Source organism: Anaerococcus sp. HMSC065G05 (genome assembly GCF_001812365.1).
Classification (GTDB): Bacteria; Bacillota; Clostridia; order Tissierellales; family Peptoniphilaceae; genus Anaerococcus; species Anaerococcus vaginalis.
The window spans coordinates 8282-27453 of the sequence record NZ_KV808716.1; the positions used below are offsets into that span (position 1 = coordinate 8282).

Genomic DNA, 19172 nt, shown 5'->3' on the forward strand with positions numbered 1-19172 from the left:
CCTATGTGCAGAAGTCCTCCTTTTTTGTCTAAAAACGCAGACAAAAAAGAAATGGAGGAAACATATATGCCCAAAGAATATTACCTTTATGTCAACGGACAAAAGGTCAAAGTCAGAGAGCAGATATAAAAAAAATCAACATAATCAGTGGATTGTAAATATTAAAATTTCGTTTATAATAAAATGTTAGAAAATAATTATCATTACAGCTTAAACCTTTTAACGATAGCCTTGTCCTATCGTTAAAAAGTGTACTCGACAAGTTTCCACGAACGGACAATACGACTTGTTATTCATACTGTTTTTGCGTGCCACGTCGAGACGGTAGCTCTGTTGTCCAAACTAAATACAGAACATCATTTAGATATAGAAATAGGGGAAGATGAATTATCTGAAATTGACTTTTCAAAAGACGCAACTTATGGAGAAATTAAAAAGTATGTGTTAGATAAATACGGACTAAAAGTTTCAAGCCTATATATTGCACAAATAAAAAGGAAACATGGTCTAATAGAGAGAGAAAATTATAATTTTAGTAAGAAAGAAAATCAAAGAGTGCCAAATTGCCCAGAAGAAAAAGAAAAAGCAATCGAAGATGCTTTAGAGCATTTTGGAATGATTTAAATAATATCTAAGATTGAAAATTTTAAAATTAAGACTTAAAAACTTTAAGATTAAAAAGATATGTACTTCTTATATAACCTAAGAAGATTAATTGAAAATCAGGGGAACGATGATGGTAAAATAAAAAATTTTAACAACTAAAGAAGAATTAGGCATTAATGCCAAAGAGGTTTTTATGAAGTTAAAAATACTGAAAAAGACTTGTTAGAATTGAAAATTTTAGATCATTGTGCAGGGTTTCGTGTCATAATAGTGATAGAGGCAAATAGTTATGTAAATATAAAGAGTTCAAGACTTCTACCAAAGTTTAAAACTCAAAAAATAAATAGTTGGTGTGCTGCTTAGAGTAACCATTTTGATAATGTGGATGCGAAACAAAAAGAGATAATCAGACTTCGTAAAAAATTGAAACAGGTTGAAATGGAGAATGATATTTTAAAGCTAGCTGCACTACTGTTAGGCAAAAAATAGACCTCATTATCTCGAACCGAGATAAATATAGCATTAGTGCAATGTGTAGACTACTTGGGGTCACAAGAAGTTTAGTCTATTATCATTTGAACAAAGAAAAAGATGTGAAATTAGATGAAGATGAAAAACTAATAGAAGAAATAAAAGAAATATTCAGAAGAAGTAGAAACAACTATGGAACACGCAAAATAAAAAAAGAACTAGGGAAAATTGGATATAAAATATCGAGAAGAAAAATAGGCCGAATAATGAAGAAAAATGGCCTAGTCTCAAACTATACAGTAGCACAATATAAAGTAATAAGATCCAAATGCAACGAAGAAGACATCCCTAACCTTTTAAATAGATAATTTGACAATAGAGACTATTTAGAAGCAATAGTAAGAGACCTAACATATGTAAGAGTAGGAAAAAAATGGAATTATATATGTTTAATAATAGACTTAAACAGCCGTGAAATAATAGGATACTCATCAGGTAAAAACAAAGATGCAAATCTAGTAGCAGAAGCATTTTACTCAATAAGGCAGCCACTAAATCGTATAAAAATATTTCACACAGACAGAGAAAGAGAATTTAAAAATATAAAAATAGAAGAAATATTAAAGGTATTTGGGATAAAAAGATCGCTAAGTAAAAAAGGAAGCCCATATGATAACGCAGTAAGCGAAGCAGTCAATAAAGTAATGAAGACAGAATTCATATATCAGGAGAACTTTACTAATTTCCAAGAACTTAATCTAAAATTAGCAGAATACGTATATTGGTATAATAACCTAAGAATTCATGGATCTTTAGGATATAAAACACCAGTAGAATATAGAAAAGCAGAATAAAAAGCTCTGGAAGTTTCATAAATTAAATAAAATATATGAACAGACTGTCAAGGGCAAATTTCAATGAAATTTGGGCGAAGCCTTTACCCTTGATTGTCTGAGAATATATTTTATAATCTAAAGAAACTTTCAAGCTTGATAATGTTCGGTTATAAATTGTCTAAAAAAGGGTTGCCATTCCATGTATTTGGGTTCATTAGAAGAATGCCGAGCAATGGGTAACATGACGCTGATGTGTTTATACACAAAAAAGCTACACGTGCGTTGGCTGACAACAGGGAGCTAAGTAAATTAACACCAGCTAAAATGTTTGACGCTATTAATAAATGACAAGTATATGAAATTGGTTTTACCTAGTTTAAAAAAGAAATTATAATGAAAATATGGAGGCTAAGAATATGAAGATTAATAATGAATGTTGTTGTGGATGCAAAACAGAAAAGCCGGATCAAATTAAAGACAATTGTCCTGTATGTAATAATGAAGGGATTTCCGTTAGTAAAGTAACTGTTGAACATCTAGTGGTAGATGATTATCGTAATGCTGTTAACGGAGATCAATATAAGATTTGCATGAACGAGGACTGCGACGTTGTTTACTATAACTTAGATAATGAAATAAAATTCTTGAAAGACCAAGTTAGAGTTCCTATCTGGTTTAAGAAAGATGCAGATCCTAAGTATGCTTGTTATTGTAGCGAAGTCACAGAAAATCAGGTAATTGAAGCAGTTGTAAAGCATGGCGCGAAATCCGTAAAAGAAGTAAATGCCATCACTGGGGCAATGAAAAATTCTAATTGTAAAGAAAACAATCCGTTGGGAGTTTGTTGTCATAAGATTATTCAGGAAGCTATCGATAAAGGCTTGAAAATGAAATAATTACAGTCGATATGTTCCTACAAACGAGAGCCAATCTTTGATATGTTTCCATCTACGAGCGTGGATATGTTCCCCATAACCTTAGGGGTTGAGAATGCAGTTTTGATAGCTATCAAGGCAACTCGACACACGTTGAAGCAGCAATTCTGATGACGTATTGTGGTTTGGACAAGGAATAATAGGAGTCAACCACAACATGTAGTGGTTTGAGTACGAAAATCGGGTCAAAAACAGGCTAAAAAATACCGTTTTTTGACCCTTTTAAATAGGGCATTTGACAGATGACATTTGATGTTTCGGGATTAAAAATCCATAGGGTGAGGTAGATTAGCACAGAACTTTATTGAATAGAGAAATTAAAAGTGATATAATCAGTTGCATAAGGAGGAGTTAAATATGTGTACATGTATTGCAGTAGTAGATATTACTTTATCTCATTTATAATGAAAAAAATTAAAGGAGGTAAAGGTATGGGTATGTTTTCTATATTTGTTATTGAGAGATTTCATTATCAACTAAACCAAAAATAATTGGTTATAATGAGCTCTTAAGATTAGTTCATTATAACCGGCAAGGAGAAGGTTATAATTAAACAGAAAAACCCGAAAAATACGCAAAATTTCATTACATCTAAAAAGCATGTAAAGGAAATATTAAAATATACGAATATCAATAAACAAGATAAAATAATAGAAATTGGGTCAGGAAAAGGACATTTTACCAAGGAACTTGTGGAAATGAGTCAACGGGTGAATGCTATAGAGATTGATGAAGGTTTATGTCATGCCACGAAAAAAGCAGTTGAACCTTTTCAGAATATAAAAGTTATTCATGAGGATATTTTGAAGTTTAGCTTTCCTAAAAATACAGACTATAAAATATTTGGTAATATTCCCTACAATATTAGTACTGATATTGTAAAAAAGATTGCTTTTGATAGTCAAGCGAAATATAGCTACCTTATTGTAGAGAGGGGATTTGCTAAAAGGTTGCAAAATACCCAACGAGCTTTAGGTTTGCTGTTAATGGTGGAAATGGATATAAAAATTCTTAAAAAAGTGCCACGAGCATATTTTCACCCTAAGCCTAATGTAGATTCTGTATTGATTGTACTTGAAAGGCATAAACCATTTATTTTAAAGAAGGACTACAAAAAGTATAGATTTTTCGTTTATAAATGGGTAAACAGGGAATATCATGTTCTTTTTACTAAAAATCAATTAAGACAGGTGCTGAAGCATGCGAATGTTACTGATCTTGATAAATTATCCAATGAACAATTTTTGTCTGTTTTCAATAGTTACAAATTATTTCAATAAATTAAAAATAATTAAGCGTTCTCTAACTTTAAGAGAACGCTTAATCTTATTACATTGAAAAATGCATTCTATTATTTTCAATTATTATGATATAACATAACTATCATTTTACTTATTTGCATATTTGCACGAAAATATAGTTATCGACGACTATTCTGATAATAGCAACTAATATAGTCAATGATAACTCAAAATTTATTGATATAGTAGGTATATGTGCAACTAATTAATGAAGAAATAATATTTAAAGGAATTTGAAATGTAGCAAATAGATGTATTAGAATATCTGATATTCTAATACATCTATTTGTATATAAATCAAGATTAAATATCGAGAATATGGTGGCGAAGTTTAGGTCAACTAAAGACCAATAAACTTCGTCATTTTTTTATGCTTAAAAATAGAAAGAAAGGATTGGGAACAATGTCAAAATTATTTATGTATGGTACATCCTTGGAAGGAATAGAGCAATTGATGGTTATGGTTCCAAATTTCCAGCCAAGAGGAAATGGAATAATCATCAATAATTATTTTAATTGCCAAGGGGGTGATGGAGATTGCAAGATTGGTGTGATTAATGTTGATGATGATTGTAAGGAGTGTGGACACATTGGTTCAAACTTCAAAATCAATGTGGATAGATGTAGATATAAGGATCTAGTCAGAGAGTGCTTTGGAAAGATAAATAATTATTATTTAAAGGAAAGATTAGAAAGTCTAGCAAATAATTTCAAGGGGGAAATCTTTTTAAATCATAACCACAAAGAAAGATTCTATAATTTTCTTCGAAACCAAGATCTAGATATTCATGATATATCCCCAAGATTTATTGCTATCCTATTTTTACTTACTGCCGATGAAAATCTATGGAAGGTTTCTGAAAATCATATTTTAAATGTTAAGTTTGGCTTAAAACAAATATGTCTTCGGGATATAGATACCAATGGCTATGCCTTATACCAAACTGCAAAGACCCTATCAACTGGAAAGGAGTGTATAAGAATCAATGAGCTAGCAGATAGGGAATTAATAGATGACTATATATTTAAATCAATAATTAACTCTGCCTTAATCAATAGATACGGGACAGAGTTATTTTTAATTAATAAATAGAATGGAGGAAAAAGATTGAATATAACTATTAAAAAATCAAGGGATGATGATAAAAGAAAAACCATATGGATTCCAATGGAGGAAGATAAACTACAAGAGGTATGCAATGAATTAGGAATAGAAATGAGTACAAGGTCAAACTGTTATATAGAAGGCAGTAGGGATGAAAGATTTTCAAATATACTGGCTGATAAAAATGTAAATATAGATGAACTAAACTATTTAATGAAAAGATTTGATGGGTTCAGTCCAAGGGAAATAGAAAAGTTTTGTGCTGCGACCTTTACAGAAGAACCTAATACAATGGCAGATTTAGTAAGCCTAAGTTTCAACTTGCATTGCTATAGCCTTATAAATAACTTCAGCGATTTTGATAAGCTAGGCAAGGATCTATATTAAACTGAGAAAATGGCAGTAGCAACTAAAGAATTAGATGAACTAGATGGAGAAGAATATGCAATGGAAGTAATAAAAAACAATAAAAGTGCTAGAGTAACTCCTTATTTCGTCTTTTGACTCATCAAGTATTTTTAATATTCTTGGTGCCTATTTTTGTATTAAATGTAATAAATGAAAAGTTTATATGTATACAGAAAGACTATATGGTAATATATTCAATTAACGAGAAAAAGAATATTAGAAAGATATTTTATATTATTTTGGGGACTGAATTAATATTTTATATTTTGGGACAAATTTTTTTTCAAGGAATTAATTATTTTATAACAGGTGAAGTGTATTTAATTAGTATTAAGTTTAATGTATTAACAATTTTAGAAATTCTATCTGCAAGTTATATAGTTCTATCTATTTTATTACTATTAAAAAAGGATTTGTTTACTTATATAAACTATTACATTTTATTAATGGTACTTTTAGTAGTTAATAGTGGATATATTACATTTCCGATGACTATAAAAGTTTTAAGTTTACTACAACATGATTATATAAAACTACTACTATCAAGAACATTTTTGTTTTTGTTAACCTTCTTTATTTTTAAAATGTCTCTTAAAAGATATAGTAGTAAATTTTATGGTGGATAATAATGGATAAATTGGCATATATTGGAGTTATAAATCATGATGAAAATGTTGAATATCCATTAAATTTTTCCAGTGATGGTATTTATGAAGTTGTTTGTAAATTTAATGGTGGATGTGAAATAAAAATCAAATCAAGTAATTATATAGATGCTCATGAAATTCATAAAGATTATTATAAATTTCACATTAATGTTTTTCTGCCAATTATTGGACTAATAGGTTTAGTATATGGGGTAAAGGAAAAGGATAAGTTGTTTATGGCATTAAATATCCTTTTGATTTTATTACTTCCTATAACAATGTTCGTAGGTCATCTAGTAGGATCTCCTTAAGTAATATAATAAGCTTAGAGTAAAATTTTGTAAATAATCTTAAAAAGATATAAGTTTATCTGCTTATAGCATTTTATCTCTCCACTTCCTTCCCATAAGTGATTTTCATAGTTTTTCCTATACTGAAAAAGGTCAGAAAATTCTTCTTTATTCAAAGAATGCTCTTGCATAAGGGTATTCTTTTTTATTGCAACTTATCGAGTCTGATTAATATTTCTTTTATGTTTGGTAATATTTTATAGATTTCTAAAATTTCATTAGTAGCTATTTTATAAATAGAAAGTTCGATATAATACTTCTCTGTAAATTGGTTTTATTCAGTTTTTTTACATTTTTATACTTCATGATGTAAGATCTTTATTTCAGTTTCAATTTTTTAAAATTTATTCAGTGGATGTTGTATATCATAAGAAAATAACTAGCTTTAAATCAATTTCTCCAAACCTAGATTTTATATCTACATCTATTTATTTTAGTACAGATAAGATTGAGCGATTACATCAATACGATTATGTCCTAAGTATTTGCTGGTTATTAACATAGCTTTTCGATCTAATATTTCTCCAGCTCTATCATTTCTCATGATGTATCTTTCTCCTCCTTCTGAAATTAAACCACCAGGTATTTCATCTATTGGTCTTGCATAATGATTATAAATTCTCTTGGCGTATACTGCTCTGTAGTGGTGGTTGTCATAATGAGAAGGTAATTTTGGTGCTATTTTAAGCTCTCCAGCTTCTTTAAAAATATTTATTATTTCATCTGTTTCTTCTTTATCTTTGCCCATGATTAAAGCTAAGCGTTTTTTTCCACCTTTTCCTTGTCTAACTTTTACATAATATTTTCCGTTGATTTCTTTTAAATCAACCCCTCTTACAGCTTCCATTTCTTTTTTTCTTAATCCTGTAGAGCTTGTTATTTTAGAAAATTTTCTTTCTAGCTCTTCTGATATGTGTTTATCTCTTTTAGCTTCATATCGACTTCTTTTAATTGATTTTCTTGTCCTTGGAGCTGTCGCTATAAAGTTTGTAGATGATGTTCTTAAAACCTTTGCTATAGCTGATTTAGATGTGCTAATTGAGTAAGCAGATAAGTCTTGATTTGTTAAGTTTTTCAGATATTCATTTACGTGTTCTGTTTTAACTTGTTGCATTTTCTTTATTTCAGGATAATTTTCTTTCAAAAATTCTGCAAATTTATAACATTGTTTTTTGTATGTCTTATAAGTTGTAACGCTATAAATTTTATTTATTGTTGTAGTTGATAAATCATTTTTATCGTCATTTCTTGATGTACTCATACCATCATTTAACATTCTTGTTAATCTATCATAAATCTGATTTTTTAAAATGTTTTTTTGCTTTCTTTTATCCCATTTTTTAGTTTTTTTCTTTTCTTCATCTATTATTCCAAATTCTTTGTTAAAAGCTTTGTTTGTGATATTAAAAGACATAGAATGCTCCTTTCAAATATATAACTATCTTTTTAAAATTAAAGCTCTTAAAAACGATTCTAGAGCCTTATTTGTTACTCTAATTGTTAAGACTAAGCTTTTTATACTACCGAGTCCGTAGAAGCTTCTAAGTTGTCCAATCTAAGACAAAACACATTTTTTAAAGAGCTTGGCTTGCTCTAAAGTACACATTTTTAGATTGATAGCTTGGCTTGCTATTTAATGCTTTTGTAAGTGAATTCCTACACTATACATTTTTTTACATACTTAAAATTTTTGCTCTATAAATCTTTTTTATTTTTTTCTTACTTCATATTTTGCGACTTCCTCTCTTTGTTTCCTCATTTTTGATCACTTATCTTTTTTATTTTCTCCATACCATCAATCTTCTATTTATAATTTGTCAGAAAAGGTTCTTAATAACAAAAGAGTTTAAAAACTTATCCTTGGTAAATACCCTAAATCTGTTTATACGTCCATAAATGGACCGTATAAACAGATTTTATTTATTGGAAATCCTGTGTAGAAAATAAAAATATTAAATTTTCTGACATATAAGAGATAGATTAAAAACTTTCTTTTATATGGGGGAATTATGAAAATAGAAAAAAACATCTTAGTAAGATATGAGAAATTTCAACGCATTGGCTTTGATAGAGTGAAATTTAAGAATGTAAGAGTTACCGAGTATGAGATTAATCACTTAATAAGCTTATATCAGAACTCATATGGAATAACGAAATTTAGTTATTATAGAAAAGAACTGAAATCCATTCGAATTGAAAGGGGAGGAATTGGGCGATTGGAGATAAGAAGAGAGAATTGTTGCAACATAGATTGTGGCTTATATGCAAGAATAGATTTTTCGCCAACGGACATTCTAGGACAAAATATAGAAAATTTTTCTTTAGAAGAATTAAAAGATGTGGTTGTGGAAATTAAAAATATATTATACGAAGATTATAAAATTGAGATAGACATATCAAATGTCATTTTTAACTATTGTGAAATTAACTACAATTATTTAACGACAGGTAATACTAAAGATTTTGAAGACCCATTACGTACTCTGGTTAGATTTATCCCGTATATGAAAATTTGCATAGATATTGAAAACCATAAAGAGAAAGACGGCTATGAATCCAAAACAATAACAGCACAAAATCAACGACATAAAATTACATTTTATGATAAATTAAAAGAAACAAAAAAGAAGCATAAAAATAAAGAAATCGTCATCGTTGATGAAAATGGAGAGATACTAAATGGGAGTATTTATAGATATGAGCATACAATAAAAAAAACAGATAAGTTTAAAGATTTTTTTGAAGAAACAAATCTTTTTAATTTAAATGAAGAAGTGTTTCGTCAAAAATTATTCTTATATTTAGAAAAAAATCTTTTTAAGCCATATGAAAAGCAAAAATTAATGTGTAGAGACCTTCTTGTGAAAGCCGTTAAAAAATATAGGGAAAAGGATCGAAGAGGAAAAGAGTGGGGAAGCTTAATGATTAGCGATATCCTAATTCAAGAAAGGCAATTAGGTTATCAAATACTTTTTGATTCAGATGATTTGTTAGAAATTGTTAGTGAAGTTTTTTTAAAAGATAAAAACAAAGGGCGCATTTTAGGATATATAAAAAGACTGTTATGCAAGGAGCCGTATCTTTATTATTCTAAAAATAAAAAAGAGAAAGTTGAAAATTTAGTTTATAGTATAAAAAGTCAATTTCATGACCTCATTAAATGAGGATAGAAGTGATATGTATTGTGAAAAAGGATAGATATTCGATTGGTGTAAGTAGTAGAATTTAAAGAAAGTATTACTCTCTTTAGTTAGTGTAAAAGATAAGTAGCAATCTCTTATAATAATAGGAAGAATTTTCAATGACGACAAGTTTGTTATTGGATATTAATTCTGACATATAAAGACTGTAAGAAGTAACTATATATATTAGGAAAGGAAATTATTATGATATTAGAAAAAGAAGAATTGTTGGATAAGGTTTTTAAAAGTGTAGTCATGAATATTATGTCGGTAGAAAAATCTATTTTAAGTGAAGAAGTGTGGCTAGATGTTGGAGGACACTATTATTGTGTAGATGGCGTCAGAGATATTTTACTAGAAAGAGAAGGTGAGTCACTTCAGTACTTTTTAAGCGATATGATAGTAACCATAAGATGCTATGCAGAAGTTTATGGAAGTTTTGATATAGAGCTTGATTTAGAGAGTATAGGCTTTAAAAACTTCATAAAGTTGTCCCATTTGTTTAATGAAAAATTCTTTAATAACTGGCATAGCTTTGTGTATGAGATCCAAAGAGAGTGACTAAAAAATTATAATTAAATCTAGTAAAAATAAAAGCTTGAGATTGTCTAACCTCAAGCTTTTATTTTTTAATTCACAGCTAAATCATCCACTATTAAATCCTCATAGTCAACTGTAATTTCATCATAATTTTTCCTTGCAGAGACTAGTATTGCCGATACGAAAACAAAGTCATTTATTTCGAGCGAAACATCATTTACACGCATGTTTTTAGAGTATTGAAGTGTAATTACTTGCTCTCTATAGTCTCGCACTTGAATCGTAATCCAATTATTGAACTCTTTGATGCTTAAGATAGAACCGCTAAGAAAAACTCGTGAAAATGGGTTTTTAAAAGAAAAACCTATATTTTCTATTTCAAAGGCTTCTGATAACAAAGTGTTCTCTAAGACTATTTTTTCACCAAGAAAATACTGTTCTTTTCTACCTTCATATAAATAGGGAATGACAGGGCTTTTCACAAAACCTGTAATATAAACAGTTTGATTCATTTTAAAATCATGAATATCTATAGATTCAAAGTATACTTTCATATAATTTGGCTCTCTTTTCCCATTAATAAAGATTGTTAAGTATGGATTTCTTTCCTTAAAACCTCCTTTTCCTACAATCCTTCCGCGGCAATAAAACTCGTTTAATAGTGGAATTTTCCTATCTTTTTTCATTTTTTACTCCTTTCTTCAATTAACTATTGAATATATGCATTAAAAGATTTTCAATAAAAAAGTCTGTGTGGAGAAAAACACGAATCAATACTTTTTTCTGACATATACAAGGTGAAATCAAAATTAGGAGGCAATTTACCTTGTATAATAAAAATAGCGTAAAAGATTGTTCTTATGAATTAGATGGGTTGGCACGTCTCTTACAAGAATTAATAGAAAAGTATGCAGATCAGTTAGATTTTGAAAAATTGGAAGTACCGCCAAGATGTTCAGAAAAAAATAAAAATGAGGATAATATTAATTCATCGGATTAGGTTATTGTATTGACTTTTATATTATGATTTATGTAAAATATAGGTATAACTATAACGTGAAAATATGTCCAAACTAAAGGTGGAAAAATGAAAAATAAAAAGGCGTATGTATATACAAGAGTGTCAACATCTATGCAAATTGACGGTTACTCACTTGATGCTCAGGAAGAAAGAATAAAACAGTATGCAAAAGCTTATGGTATAGAAATAATAGAAACCTATAAAGATGCTGGAAAATCAGGAACATCTATTTCAGGTAGAAATGAATTCATAGCTATGCTTAATGATATAGAAGCTGAAAAAGATAAAGTTGATTATGTAATGGTTTTTAAATTATCTAGATTTGGAAGAAATGCAGCGGATGTATTGCAGTCATTGCAAGTCATGGAAAATCATAATGTAAATCTGATTTGTGTTGATGATAGTTTAGATAGTTCTAAAGATTCTGGAAAGCTTGTTATAACAATTCTATCGGCAGTAGCAGAAATGGAACGTGAAAATATACTTTCTCAAACTATGGAAGGAAGGAAACAAAAGGCAAGAGAAGGAAAATGGAATGGTGGTTTTGCTCCAATTGGCTATTCATTAGATAATGGAGAATTAGTTGTTAATGAAGATGAAGCTAAAGCAGTAAGGATGATTTTTGATTTATATGCTAATTCAGATATGGGAGCCAATGGAGTATCTAAGTATTTAGTTTCTTTAGGTATTAATAAACCTATAAGACAAAATGGCAAGAATCCATATTTTTCAGCTAGTTTAATAAGACAAATATTGGATAATCCTGTATATAATGGGAAAATTGCATATGGAAGAAGAAAAACAATTAAAGATAAAACTACTGGTAAAATTAAATTAGAAAAATCTGATCATTATATTATAGCTCAAGGAAATCATGAAGCTTTAATTGATGATGAGTTGTGGAATACAGTACAGGAAAAAAGAAAATCTCAAGCTAAAAAGTATGAGAAGATAAATAGAGGAAAAGATGAGAGAGTTCATATCTTATCAAATCTAATAAAATGCCCATATTGTGGTGCTGGTTTGTATGGAAACAAAAGCCGTAAACGTAATAAAAACAAAGAAGGAGAGCATTACAAAGATTATTACTATTACGGTTGTAAACATAGACAAATGATGAATGGACATAAATGTACTTTTAATAAACAAATTAGAGCTGAATTAATTGAAAAAGAAGTTGAAACAATAATTACTCAAGTAGTTAGTAATCCTACTTTTGCCAAAAAAATTGAAGAAAAAATCAATATTCAAATAGACACAAAAGAAATTGATGAAGTTATTAATAAGCACTTAGCGAAGATTAGGCAATTAACAGGTACAAAAGCATCACTAATTAATCAAATAGATTCTTTAAATTTTGAAGATAAACATTATGATAGAAAATACACCGATTTAAATCTTAGACTTGATGCTATATATGACCAGTTAGAATATGCAGAAATGCAGTTAAATGATAGCAGAAAAAGGAAAGAGGCAATTCTTGAAGAAAAAATAACCTCGGATAATATTTATAAGATTCTTGTAAATTTTAATAGCCTTTATACAGTTCTTTCAGATATCGACAAGAAGAGATTACTTAACGAAATGATAGAAGAAATTCAAATTTATGACGAAAAAACAGAAAAGGACACTTGGATAAAATCGGTTGTTTTCAAGCTTCCGCTTATAGATAATGAGATTGACTTTGGTTTGGACAATAAAGATAATGTCGAGAGTGTCGTATTGATGACAAAGGTTGCACCCACTAAGTAAAATAAAGTGTAGAAATTATAGGCTTCTTCCAGTGCTATCGTTAAAAGGTATAGGTGGGCTGGAATAAGCCTTGTTTTTTGGACTATAAAATAGGTGAGTGGAAACTTATCTACAGTAAAAGGTCGACAAGACAGAATGGATATTTGCAAAAATGCACCCACCTGCACCCACCTAAAAAGTATAAGTGAAATTATAATAAAAGAAGTTATTAACACAGAATTGAGGATAATAATGGGACAAATATTTAAAAAAGGGCAAGTATGGGATTGTTATAAATTTGCTCGTAATATGAAAGGTAAGCACAATCCCAATATGATAATGGAACGAGAAGATTGGGAGATTTTTAGAGACGATTTTCGAGGAAAGTTAGGGGAAGTTGCAGTAAAGAATTATTTTGATGAAAACGTGGATATATTAACTCCTGCTGGAGAAATTGATTTTTCTGTTAGTGAAAGAGGGCAATGGGATCAATTCGACTTAAAAGTTGAAGACAAAATTCTAAGTATAAAATCAGTAAAAGTAAAGTCAAAGTTTCTCATGATAGAGACAAGTAGGTTTGATAAATTTGGGAATTATGCATATGATAACGAAAATAATGAAAAGATAACTATAGATTACTATGTGCTTGTCAGAGTAGATATTGATCCGGAAATAGATAAATACGACTTAGACTATCATAATATTACTGAATTTTGGAAGTCGAAAAATGGTAGAAAAGTGAATACAGAGATTCTAGGGATATTATCTCATAGTGATTTTTGGAACATTAAACACATTGCACCTAAAGGAATGAGATGCAACATAAAAAATTTGATTCTTGCTTGTAATGAAGAAAAAGTTGATATGTCACTAGGAAACAATAAAACAGAGAATCTGCAAAAAGAGAATTACATCGTTAATAGTGAGTTGGAGATGTTCGATATTGAACAATACTTCAAATTGAAAAACAAATAAATTGCGGCACGCCGCGATTTATGGTATAGTATAGACATGAAAGGAGCGTGAAATTTAGTGAAATGTGCATCATTTTTTGCAGGTGTAGGAGGGATAGATAAAGGTTTTGAGGCCACTAACTTCTTTGATGTTATCTACGCAAATGAGTTGGATCAATATCCTGTGAAAACATATGAACTTAATTCTAAAATTAAAGTTGATTGTAGAGACATACATGATGTTAAGCCATCAGAAATTCCTGATTTTGATGTAATGTTAGCTGGTTTTCCTTGCCAAGCATTTAGTGTAGCTGGAAACAGACAGGGGTTTGAGGATGAAAAAGGTAGAGGAACATTATTTTTTGAGTTACTCAGAATAATTAAAGATAAAAAACCATCTGTAGTATTTTTAGAAAATGTAAAAAACTTGGTTAGTCACGATAATGGAAACACTTTTACTGTAATTATTAACGCTTTGAAAGAGGAAGGATACTTCATAAAGTATTCAGTTTTAAATGCTATGGAATATGGCAATATACCTCAGAATAGAGAAAGAATTTATATTGTAGGTTTTAGGGACAGAGAAACCTATAAGAATTATGAATTTCCTATGCCTATAAAGCTAGAAACCAATTTAAAAGATATAATAGATTTTGAAACTAAAATTGAAGATAAGTATTATTATACTCCTGGAAAATACAAGGGGGATATCTATGAAAAACTTGTTGAAGGAATGGACGATTCGAACGCTATATATCAATGGCGTAGAAAATATGTAAGAAAGAATAAAAGTGGAGTTGTTCCTACTTTGACAGCCAATCAAGGAGAGGGTGGACATAACGTATGTCTCATAAAAACTAAAAATGGTATCAGAAAAATGACACCCCACGAGTGTTTCAATACACAGGGATTCGATAAGAGTTTTTTATTGCCCTCTGATATGAGTGATGCTAGATTATATAAACAAGCTGGTAATTCAGTATGTGTTTCAGTTATTAATCGAATAGCTGAATGTATAGTTGATGCAATTAATGAAACTAAAGAACGAGCGTAGTGCAAGTACACCGCGCTCGTTCTTTTTATATGTTTGCTATCTGTTATCTTCTATAATTCTGCATCTTCTAATATCAAATATTATATCTGGGACTAAGTTGTAAGCATCGACAAATAGTGATTTTAAACTTACATGTGGCCTTCTTCCTTGATTTTTTTGATCCTGTATTGTTTCGCTTCTATTTGCTGGATATTTTCCAAATTCATCAGAATTAATTTTCAAATCATAAATATAAAGTAAATTTTCATCCAATTTAAAACGTAAAAAAACAAGATCGTCAAATTGTGTTTTTGGCCCAAATGATGATAAGTCACCATCAAATCGAGATGTTGCCTTGAACTCAATTTTTTTCCCTGTATTAGGGTCAGTCGCATCTCCAACTTCATTGCCACGATTCCATAGAAAACCAAGACAATAACAAGCCATCGGCTCACTTATGGCATCTGGCATGTTAATACCTCGGCGACTATTATTTGAGATATATGTATTCAAATCTTTCCATTTAAAATAAGCATTACAAGTTTCATCAATTCGGGCATCATCAATTATGATTTGACTAAAATTATTATAAATAGGCATGACTTATTCTCCTTTACTTTCTTCATCAATTATTTCTACAATATCATCTAATTTACAATTTAATGCGTGACATATTTTTAATAGTACATCTGTAGTAATGTTGGATCCTTTTTTAAGTTTTGAAATTGAAGATGAACTAATTTCTGCAATTTCTTGTAAATCTTTTTTCTTCATATTCCTGTCTATAAGCATTTTCCATAATTTGTTGTAACTTAATTTTAACATTTGCTTACTCCTTAAAATTGGTCAAATAAATCATCCCCTGTTGGATTTTGTGATTCTTCTAATTCAGAATAGTAATTTCTAATATTCGTATATTCCTCTTTGAGAGGAAAATCATCGCTATTCAATACACTGAAAATTTCGTAGTAATCATCTTTATTAAGCAAGACATCCTCAATATTAAACTCAAATGAAGAACCAACTACCTCGGGGTCATCAAATTCCTCTATATATTCATAGGGAACTTCTTCTTGATCACAGATATCTGATAAGTCATATTCGTCACTTTCCCAGTCTTGATTTATGGCTACCCAATTTGTAGTTAAAAAGTCTTTGCAATATGGGAATTCAGAACCGTATAAATTTTCGAAGAGTTTCTTTTGTCTTATTAAAAAATCGTATAAAAAAGAATTAGGGGTGTTATAAATATAATCTCCGGTAGTTCCTACTTCGTATCTAATAGTTGGATATAAAGCTTCAAGGAATGTAAAATAGCCGTTTTCCACATCGCATTTATTTAATAATTGCGTTAAATATGGTAGGAACACATACTCATCCATTTTATCGGATATCATATCGTAAAGCATATTAAAAGTGATATCGCCATAATTTCGAGACCTTTTATTCTCAAAAAACTGAGAGATATTAAAAAGGTGTTTATCCTTTTGCTTTGAAAAGTATAATGCACAAAAATATTCTTGGAAAGAGCGATGAGTAAAATGGTATCTACCACTTTCGTAGTACATTAAACACATACTGCCAGTTAAATCATCTAGAAAATCTTGATAAGACGATATAGCCATATCTTTTTTCTTTTCATTTAGATCTTTGAAATACTTCTCAAACTCCAGTTCCGTGAATTCAAATTTTTCATCTCGATAACTTCTGGCACAGAATTCTGCGAAGTAATCAGAGAATCTATCTGCACTGATTCCAGTTTTTAGTGTGCGCTTATAAGCACCTTTACTGGCGTCATGTTTTTGAGATAGTGCTTGATAGGCTTCCCTATAAAAAATATGCATTTTTGATGGGATTTCTGCAAATTGTTCATATGTCATTAACATAATTGTTAAAAGTAGTGGGTTTTGTGTAAATTCACGGTGAGTTCGATACAATGTATTTTCAAGTTCACTTCTAAATGATGTTTTGATGTTAGGTTCATCTGGTCTAAAGTCGAGTTTATCAATTAGACTCAAGGCTTGAGTAATGTTAAAAGGTCTGAGTTTAAGTTCGGTAAACCTTTGAAATGAAACAAACATTCCTGTAGGTCTAGATGAAATGATGAACATATTATCTTTATATTTATCAGTAAAATACTCTAGATCTTGTTCGAACTTTTTTCTATCAGTAGAATTTATTTCGTCAAGACCATCGAATAATAAGATGCATCGGCCTGCGTTCAATTCTTCAAGTAACAAATCCATTTTTAGACCGTTACCCAACTGTTCAAATTTTTCAAATATAAAGCTTAGTATATTTTCATAGCCATTATTATAATCTTTTAACTGTATGAAAATAGGAAGTTTTTTGTTTTTGCTATAGTTAGTTGCAGATTCTAATAGTAGATGACGCATCATCATTGACTTGCCTAATCCACCTGTACCAGAAATTAAAATAAAGTCGGAACATTTCTGTAGATCAGAGGCTGTTGCATTACTTATTATTTTTGTTCTATAAGTGTATTTTTTGATATGGATTCTTTGTTCAATATCATTACATTCATAGAAATCATAAAAAGGCTTTGGTTCGTCTGAATAAATCAGTGTTTTCATTTTATTGTATTTTGAAAAGATATTATTTAGATAAACAGTGATTGGATTCTGTATTGAGGAATCTGTGTTTTCAACAAAGCTACCTGTTTCATTAAGAGGAATCTTTGAAATGCTTGATTCAACTAACTGGTAATTTGATAAATCTATGTTCTCAAAAGTTAAATCAACATTTATGTTCTTATTTCTGCCAATATTAGATCTGAAAATTTTCTTTGAGTTTTTACCATTTGGTTGCTGAAACCAGGCCTTTATAGTATTTTTCCCTATGGTATTATCCTGACGATTTAAAATGATAAAATGCCAAATTCCAAGTAAGAACGTTGAAAGATTCACTTCTTCAATTGAACCCAGAAAGTTTTTTTCAACAGGCTGATTTCCATCCTCAATGAAAAATAAATCATTATTTATCGAATCATCCAATTCGATCAGCTCCAATAAAGCAGAGGCCAACCAAGAAGCATAGTTATCTGTATCTAAATATTTTGTTACAAAATCATGCATTCTATTTGAAACAGTAAAGTAATTTGTTGTTAGTTCTATATTGAAGTTATTTATAAATTCTCCCTTTTGGAATGGTAAATAAGCGCTGCTAGAGGATTTACATGACTTATACCTTGATGTTACGGTTTTGAAAGAGTCAGTAGAAGGAGCCTTAAAAGTAGGAAATGCTACTCTTATTAAACTTGAAAAAATTTCTTTATCAGAAAGTCCGTCAGAGGAGCCTTTGATCATTTCTCTAGGCGCAGTCCTTTGTTTTCTTGCCTCTAAAATTAAAGATAAAAATGTACCTCCACAAAGGCGTGGAGGATTAGAGTTTGCCATTGCAACACCTCCCAATATAATTCTGAAACGATATTAACCATAGTAACTTTGGTAACTATTTAAAGAAACATTATTAACTATAGACTAATCCTTAGAGAGATATCTCTAGGGATTTTTTACTTATGTATATTATATCACGCCGTTAATGAGATTTCACTGATTTTATTGCAAATAGAGTAAAAATAGTGCAATTGAGTTAAAAATACTTTTTTAGCACAGCGGATAAATATATCTAATAAAAAATCATTCTTTTATAGCAGTGACTGATTAATAAATCGGCCTGCACAACTAAATTATCACAGAGCCTGATTAGCTATAGGGCGATGGGATACATCATATTTCACTCACGGATTTATCTGTGAGGTGCTATGTGAAGTACCTCTATTTTACTATGGTTATTTTTAGGTAGGAGAGTCGGTGCTTTATATAGTATCGGCTCTTTTTGTATCCCTTCGTCCTACTGCAATCAGCAGAAAGGAAAAGGGATTTCAAATGAGAATTCGTAAGACGAAACAAGCAGAACGTGGAGTATACAAATACTCATATCAAGTAAGAGCAGAAAATGGTGAGTATGTAACAGAAACGGTAGTACTTAGACCGGGAGAAAATGGTGTAACTGAGATGGACATTAAAAGAC

18 protein-coding genes and 2 pseudogenes are annotated in these 19172 nt (G+C 29.8%); 14 read left to right on the top strand and 6 right to left on the bottom strand.

The window, feature by feature from the left end; genetic code table 11:
* The first annotated feature begins 333 nt into the window (after positions 1–333).
* The 8 genes and pseudogenes from HMPREF2852_RS06005 to HMPREF2852_RS06040 all read left to right on the top strand — a co-directional run bounded on the left by HMPREF2852_RS06005 (position 334) and on the right by HMPREF2852_RS06040 (position 6620).
* The gene (locus HMPREF2852_RS06005) at positions 334–624 is read left to right on the top strand and encodes a hypothetical protein (protein WP_002846220.1); all 291 of its coding nucleotides are present in this window, start codon (positions 334–336) and stop codon (positions 622–624) included.
* Between the two features lie 357 nt (positions 625–981).
* Positions 982–1931: pseudogene (locus HMPREF2852_RS10105) on the top strand (IS3 family transposase); the annotation flags it as partial.
* 398 nt (positions 1932–2329) lie between these two features.
* On the top strand, positions 2330–2809 hold the full coding sequence (locus HMPREF2852_RS06015) for a Csac_0668 family 2Fe-2S cluster-binding (seleno)protein (protein WP_000700631.1): 480 nt from the start codon (positions 2330–2332) through the stop codon (positions 2807–2809).
* Between the two features lie 470 nt (positions 2810–3279).
* Positions 3280–3339, top strand: a complete 60-nt coding sequence (locus HMPREF2852_RS10280; RefSeq protein WP_180754023.1) for an erythromycin resistance leader peptide — start codon at positions 3280–3282, stop codon at positions 3337–3339.
* Positions 3340–3396: 57 nt separating this feature from the next.
* Positions 3397–4128 carry a 23S rRNA (adenine(2058)-N(6))-methyltransferase Erm(A) gene (gene erm(A) / locus HMPREF2852_RS06020; protein WP_000810833.1) on the top strand — a complete coding sequence of 244 codons (732 nt, stop codon included), beginning with the start codon at positions 3397–3399 and terminating at the stop codon, positions 4126–4128.
* A gap of 391 nt (positions 4129–4519) precedes the next feature.
* On the top strand, positions 4520–5242 hold the full coding sequence (locus HMPREF2852_RS06025) for a hypothetical protein (protein WP_008901272.1): 723 nt from the start codon (positions 4520–4522) through the stop codon (positions 5240–5242).
* A gap of 15 nt (positions 5243–5257) precedes the next feature.
* Positions 5258–5641 (top strand): hypothetical protein, encoded by a 384-nt coding sequence (locus HMPREF2852_RS06030; protein WP_001027813.1) that lies wholly within the window; start codon positions 5258–5260, stop codon positions 5639–5641.
* A 649-nt stretch (positions 5642–6290) separates the two neighbouring features.
* On the top strand, positions 6291–6620 hold the full coding sequence (locus tag HMPREF2852_RS06040; RefSeq protein WP_000359188.1) for a hypothetical protein: 330 nt from the start codon (positions 6291–6293) through the stop codon (positions 6618–6620).
* A 73-nt stretch (positions 6621–6693) separates the two neighbouring features.
* On the opposite strand, the pseudogene HMPREF2852_RS10110 reads toward HMPREF2852_RS06040, so the two are convergent.
* Together HMPREF2852_RS10110 and HMPREF2852_RS06045 are read right to left on the bottom strand one after the other, a co-directional pair.
* Positions 6694–6930 (bottom strand): annotated as a pseudogene (locus tag HMPREF2852_RS10110) (hypothetical protein); the annotation flags it as partial.
* A gap of 162 nt (positions 6931–7092) precedes the next feature.
* Positions 7093–8073: a site-specific integrase gene (locus tag HMPREF2852_RS06045; RefSeq protein WP_000009490.1), complete on the bottom strand. Its 981-nt coding sequence runs from the start codon at positions 8071–8073 to the stop codon at positions 7093–7095.
* A 595-nt stretch (positions 8074–8668) separates the two neighbouring features.
* Between HMPREF2852_RS06045 and HMPREF2852_RS06050 the strand changes: the two genes are divergently transcribed.
* On the top strand, positions 8669–9823 hold the full coding sequence (locus tag HMPREF2852_RS06050; RefSeq protein WP_000687657.1) for a hypothetical protein: 1155 nt from the start codon (positions 8669–8671) through the stop codon (positions 9821–9823).
* 222 nt (positions 9824–10045) lie between these two features.
* A complete protein-coding gene (locus tag HMPREF2852_RS06055) occupies positions 10046–10402 on the top strand; it encodes a hypothetical protein (RefSeq protein WP_000599722.1) in 357 nt (118 codons plus the stop codon).
* 68 nt (positions 10403–10470) lie between these two features.
* On the opposite strand, the gene HMPREF2852_RS06060 is transcribed toward HMPREF2852_RS06055, so the two are convergent.
* Positions 10471–11067, bottom strand: coding sequence for a hypothetical protein (locus HMPREF2852_RS06060; protein ID WP_000711069.1), 597 nt, complete (start codon positions 11065–11067; stop codon positions 10471–10473).
* Between the two features lie 140 nt (positions 11068–11207).
* Here HMPREF2852_RS06060 and HMPREF2852_RS06065 point away from each other — a divergent pair, with 140 nt between their 5' ends.
* The 4 genes from HMPREF2852_RS06065 (at position 11208) to HMPREF2852_RS06080 (ending at position 15140) form a co-directional block, all read left to right on the top strand.
* Complete coding sequence (locus HMPREF2852_RS06065; RefSeq protein WP_000282420.1) at positions 11208–11381, top strand: hypothetical protein; 174 nt, start codon at positions 11208–11210, stop codon at positions 11379–11381.
* Between the two features lie 87 nt (positions 11382–11468).
* The gene (locus tag HMPREF2852_RS06070) at positions 11469–13154 is read left to right on the top strand and encodes a recombinase family protein (RefSeq protein ID WP_070606640.1); all 1686 of its coding nucleotides are present in this window, start codon (positions 11469–11471) and stop codon (positions 13152–13154) included.
* Positions 13155–13247: 93 nt separating this feature from the next.
* Positions 13248–14108 carry a hypothetical protein gene (locus HMPREF2852_RS06075; RefSeq protein ID WP_148130554.1) on the top strand — a complete coding sequence of 287 codons (861 nt, stop codon included), beginning with the start codon at positions 13248–13250 and terminating at the stop codon, positions 14106–14108.
* Positions 14109–14165: 57 nt separating this feature from the next.
* Positions 14166–15140: a DNA cytosine methyltransferase gene (locus HMPREF2852_RS06080; RefSeq protein WP_070606647.1), complete on the top strand. Its 975-nt coding sequence runs from the start codon at positions 14166–14168 to the stop codon at positions 15138–15140.
* A 36-nt stretch (positions 15141–15176) separates the two neighbouring features.
* Here the strand turns inward: HMPREF2852_RS06080 and HMPREF2852_RS06085 are convergent, their stop codons facing one another.
* Genes HMPREF2852_RS06085 through HMPREF2852_RS06095 form a run of 3 tightly spaced genes read right to left on the bottom strand, consistent with a single transcriptional unit; the run spans position 15177 to position 18535 of the window.
* The gene (locus HMPREF2852_RS06085; RefSeq protein WP_063633225.1) at positions 15177–15719 is read right to left on the bottom strand and encodes a Bsp6I family type II restriction endonuclease; all 543 of its coding nucleotides are present in this window, start codon (positions 15717–15719) and stop codon (positions 15177–15179) included.
* Positions 15720–15722: 3 nt separating this feature from the next.
* The gene (locus HMPREF2852_RS06090; protein WP_036755888.1) at positions 15723–15944 is read right to left on the bottom strand and encodes a helix-turn-helix domain-containing protein; all 222 of its coding nucleotides are present in this window, start codon (positions 15942–15944) and stop codon (positions 15723–15725) included.
* Between the two features lie 11 nt (positions 15945–15955).
* Positions 15956–18535, bottom strand: a complete 2580-nt coding sequence (locus HMPREF2852_RS06095; protein ID WP_070606650.1) for an NACHT domain-containing protein — start codon at positions 18533–18535, stop codon at positions 15956–15958.
* Between the last annotated feature and the right edge of the window lie 637 nt (positions 18536–19172).

Bases quoted from the DNA above. Each gene is read 5' to 3' on its own strand.
- HMPREF2852_RS06095 (WP_070606650.1), bottom strand. From the start codon at position 18,535: ATGGCAAACTCTAATCCTCCACGCCTTTGTGGAGGTACATTTTTATCT.
- HMPREF2852_RS06085 (WP_063633225.1), bottom strand. From the start codon at position 15,719: ATGCCTATTTATAATAATTTTAGTCAAATCATAATTGATGATGCCCGA.
- HMPREF2852_RS06090 (WP_036755888.1), bottom strand. From the start codon at position 15,944: ATGTTAAAATTAAGTTACAACAAATTATGGAAAATGCTTATAGACAGG.
- HMPREF2852_RS06055 (WP_000599722.1), top strand. From the start codon at position 10,046: ATGATATTAGAAAAAGAAGAATTGTTGGATAAGGTTTTTAAAAGTGTA.
- HMPREF2852_RS06025 (WP_008901272.1), top strand. From the start codon at position 4,520: ATGCTTAAAAATAGAAAGAAAGGATTGGGAACAATGTCAAAATTATTT.
- HMPREF2852_RS06060 (WP_000711069.1), bottom strand. From the start codon at position 11,067: ATGAAAAAAGATAGGAAAATTCCACTATTAAACGAGTTTTATTGCCGC.
- HMPREF2852_RS06045 (WP_000009490.1), bottom strand. From the start codon at position 8,073: ATGTCTTTTAATATCACAAACAAAGCTTTTAACAAAGAATTTGGAATA.
- HMPREF2852_RS06015 (WP_000700631.1), top strand. From the start codon at position 2,330: ATGAAGATTAATAATGAATGTTGTTGTGGATGCAAAACAGAAAAGCCG.
- HMPREF2852_RS06040 (WP_000359188.1), top strand. From the start codon at position 6,291: ATGGATAAATTGGCATATATTGGAGTTATAAATCATGATGAAAATGTT.
- HMPREF2852_RS06070 (WP_070606640.1), top strand. From the start codon at position 11,469: ATGAAAAATAAAAAGGCGTATGTATATACAAGAGTGTCAACATCTATG.
- HMPREF2852_RS06050 (WP_000687657.1), top strand. From the start codon at position 8,669: ATGAAAATAGAAAAAAACATCTTAGTAAGATATGAGAAATTTCAACGC.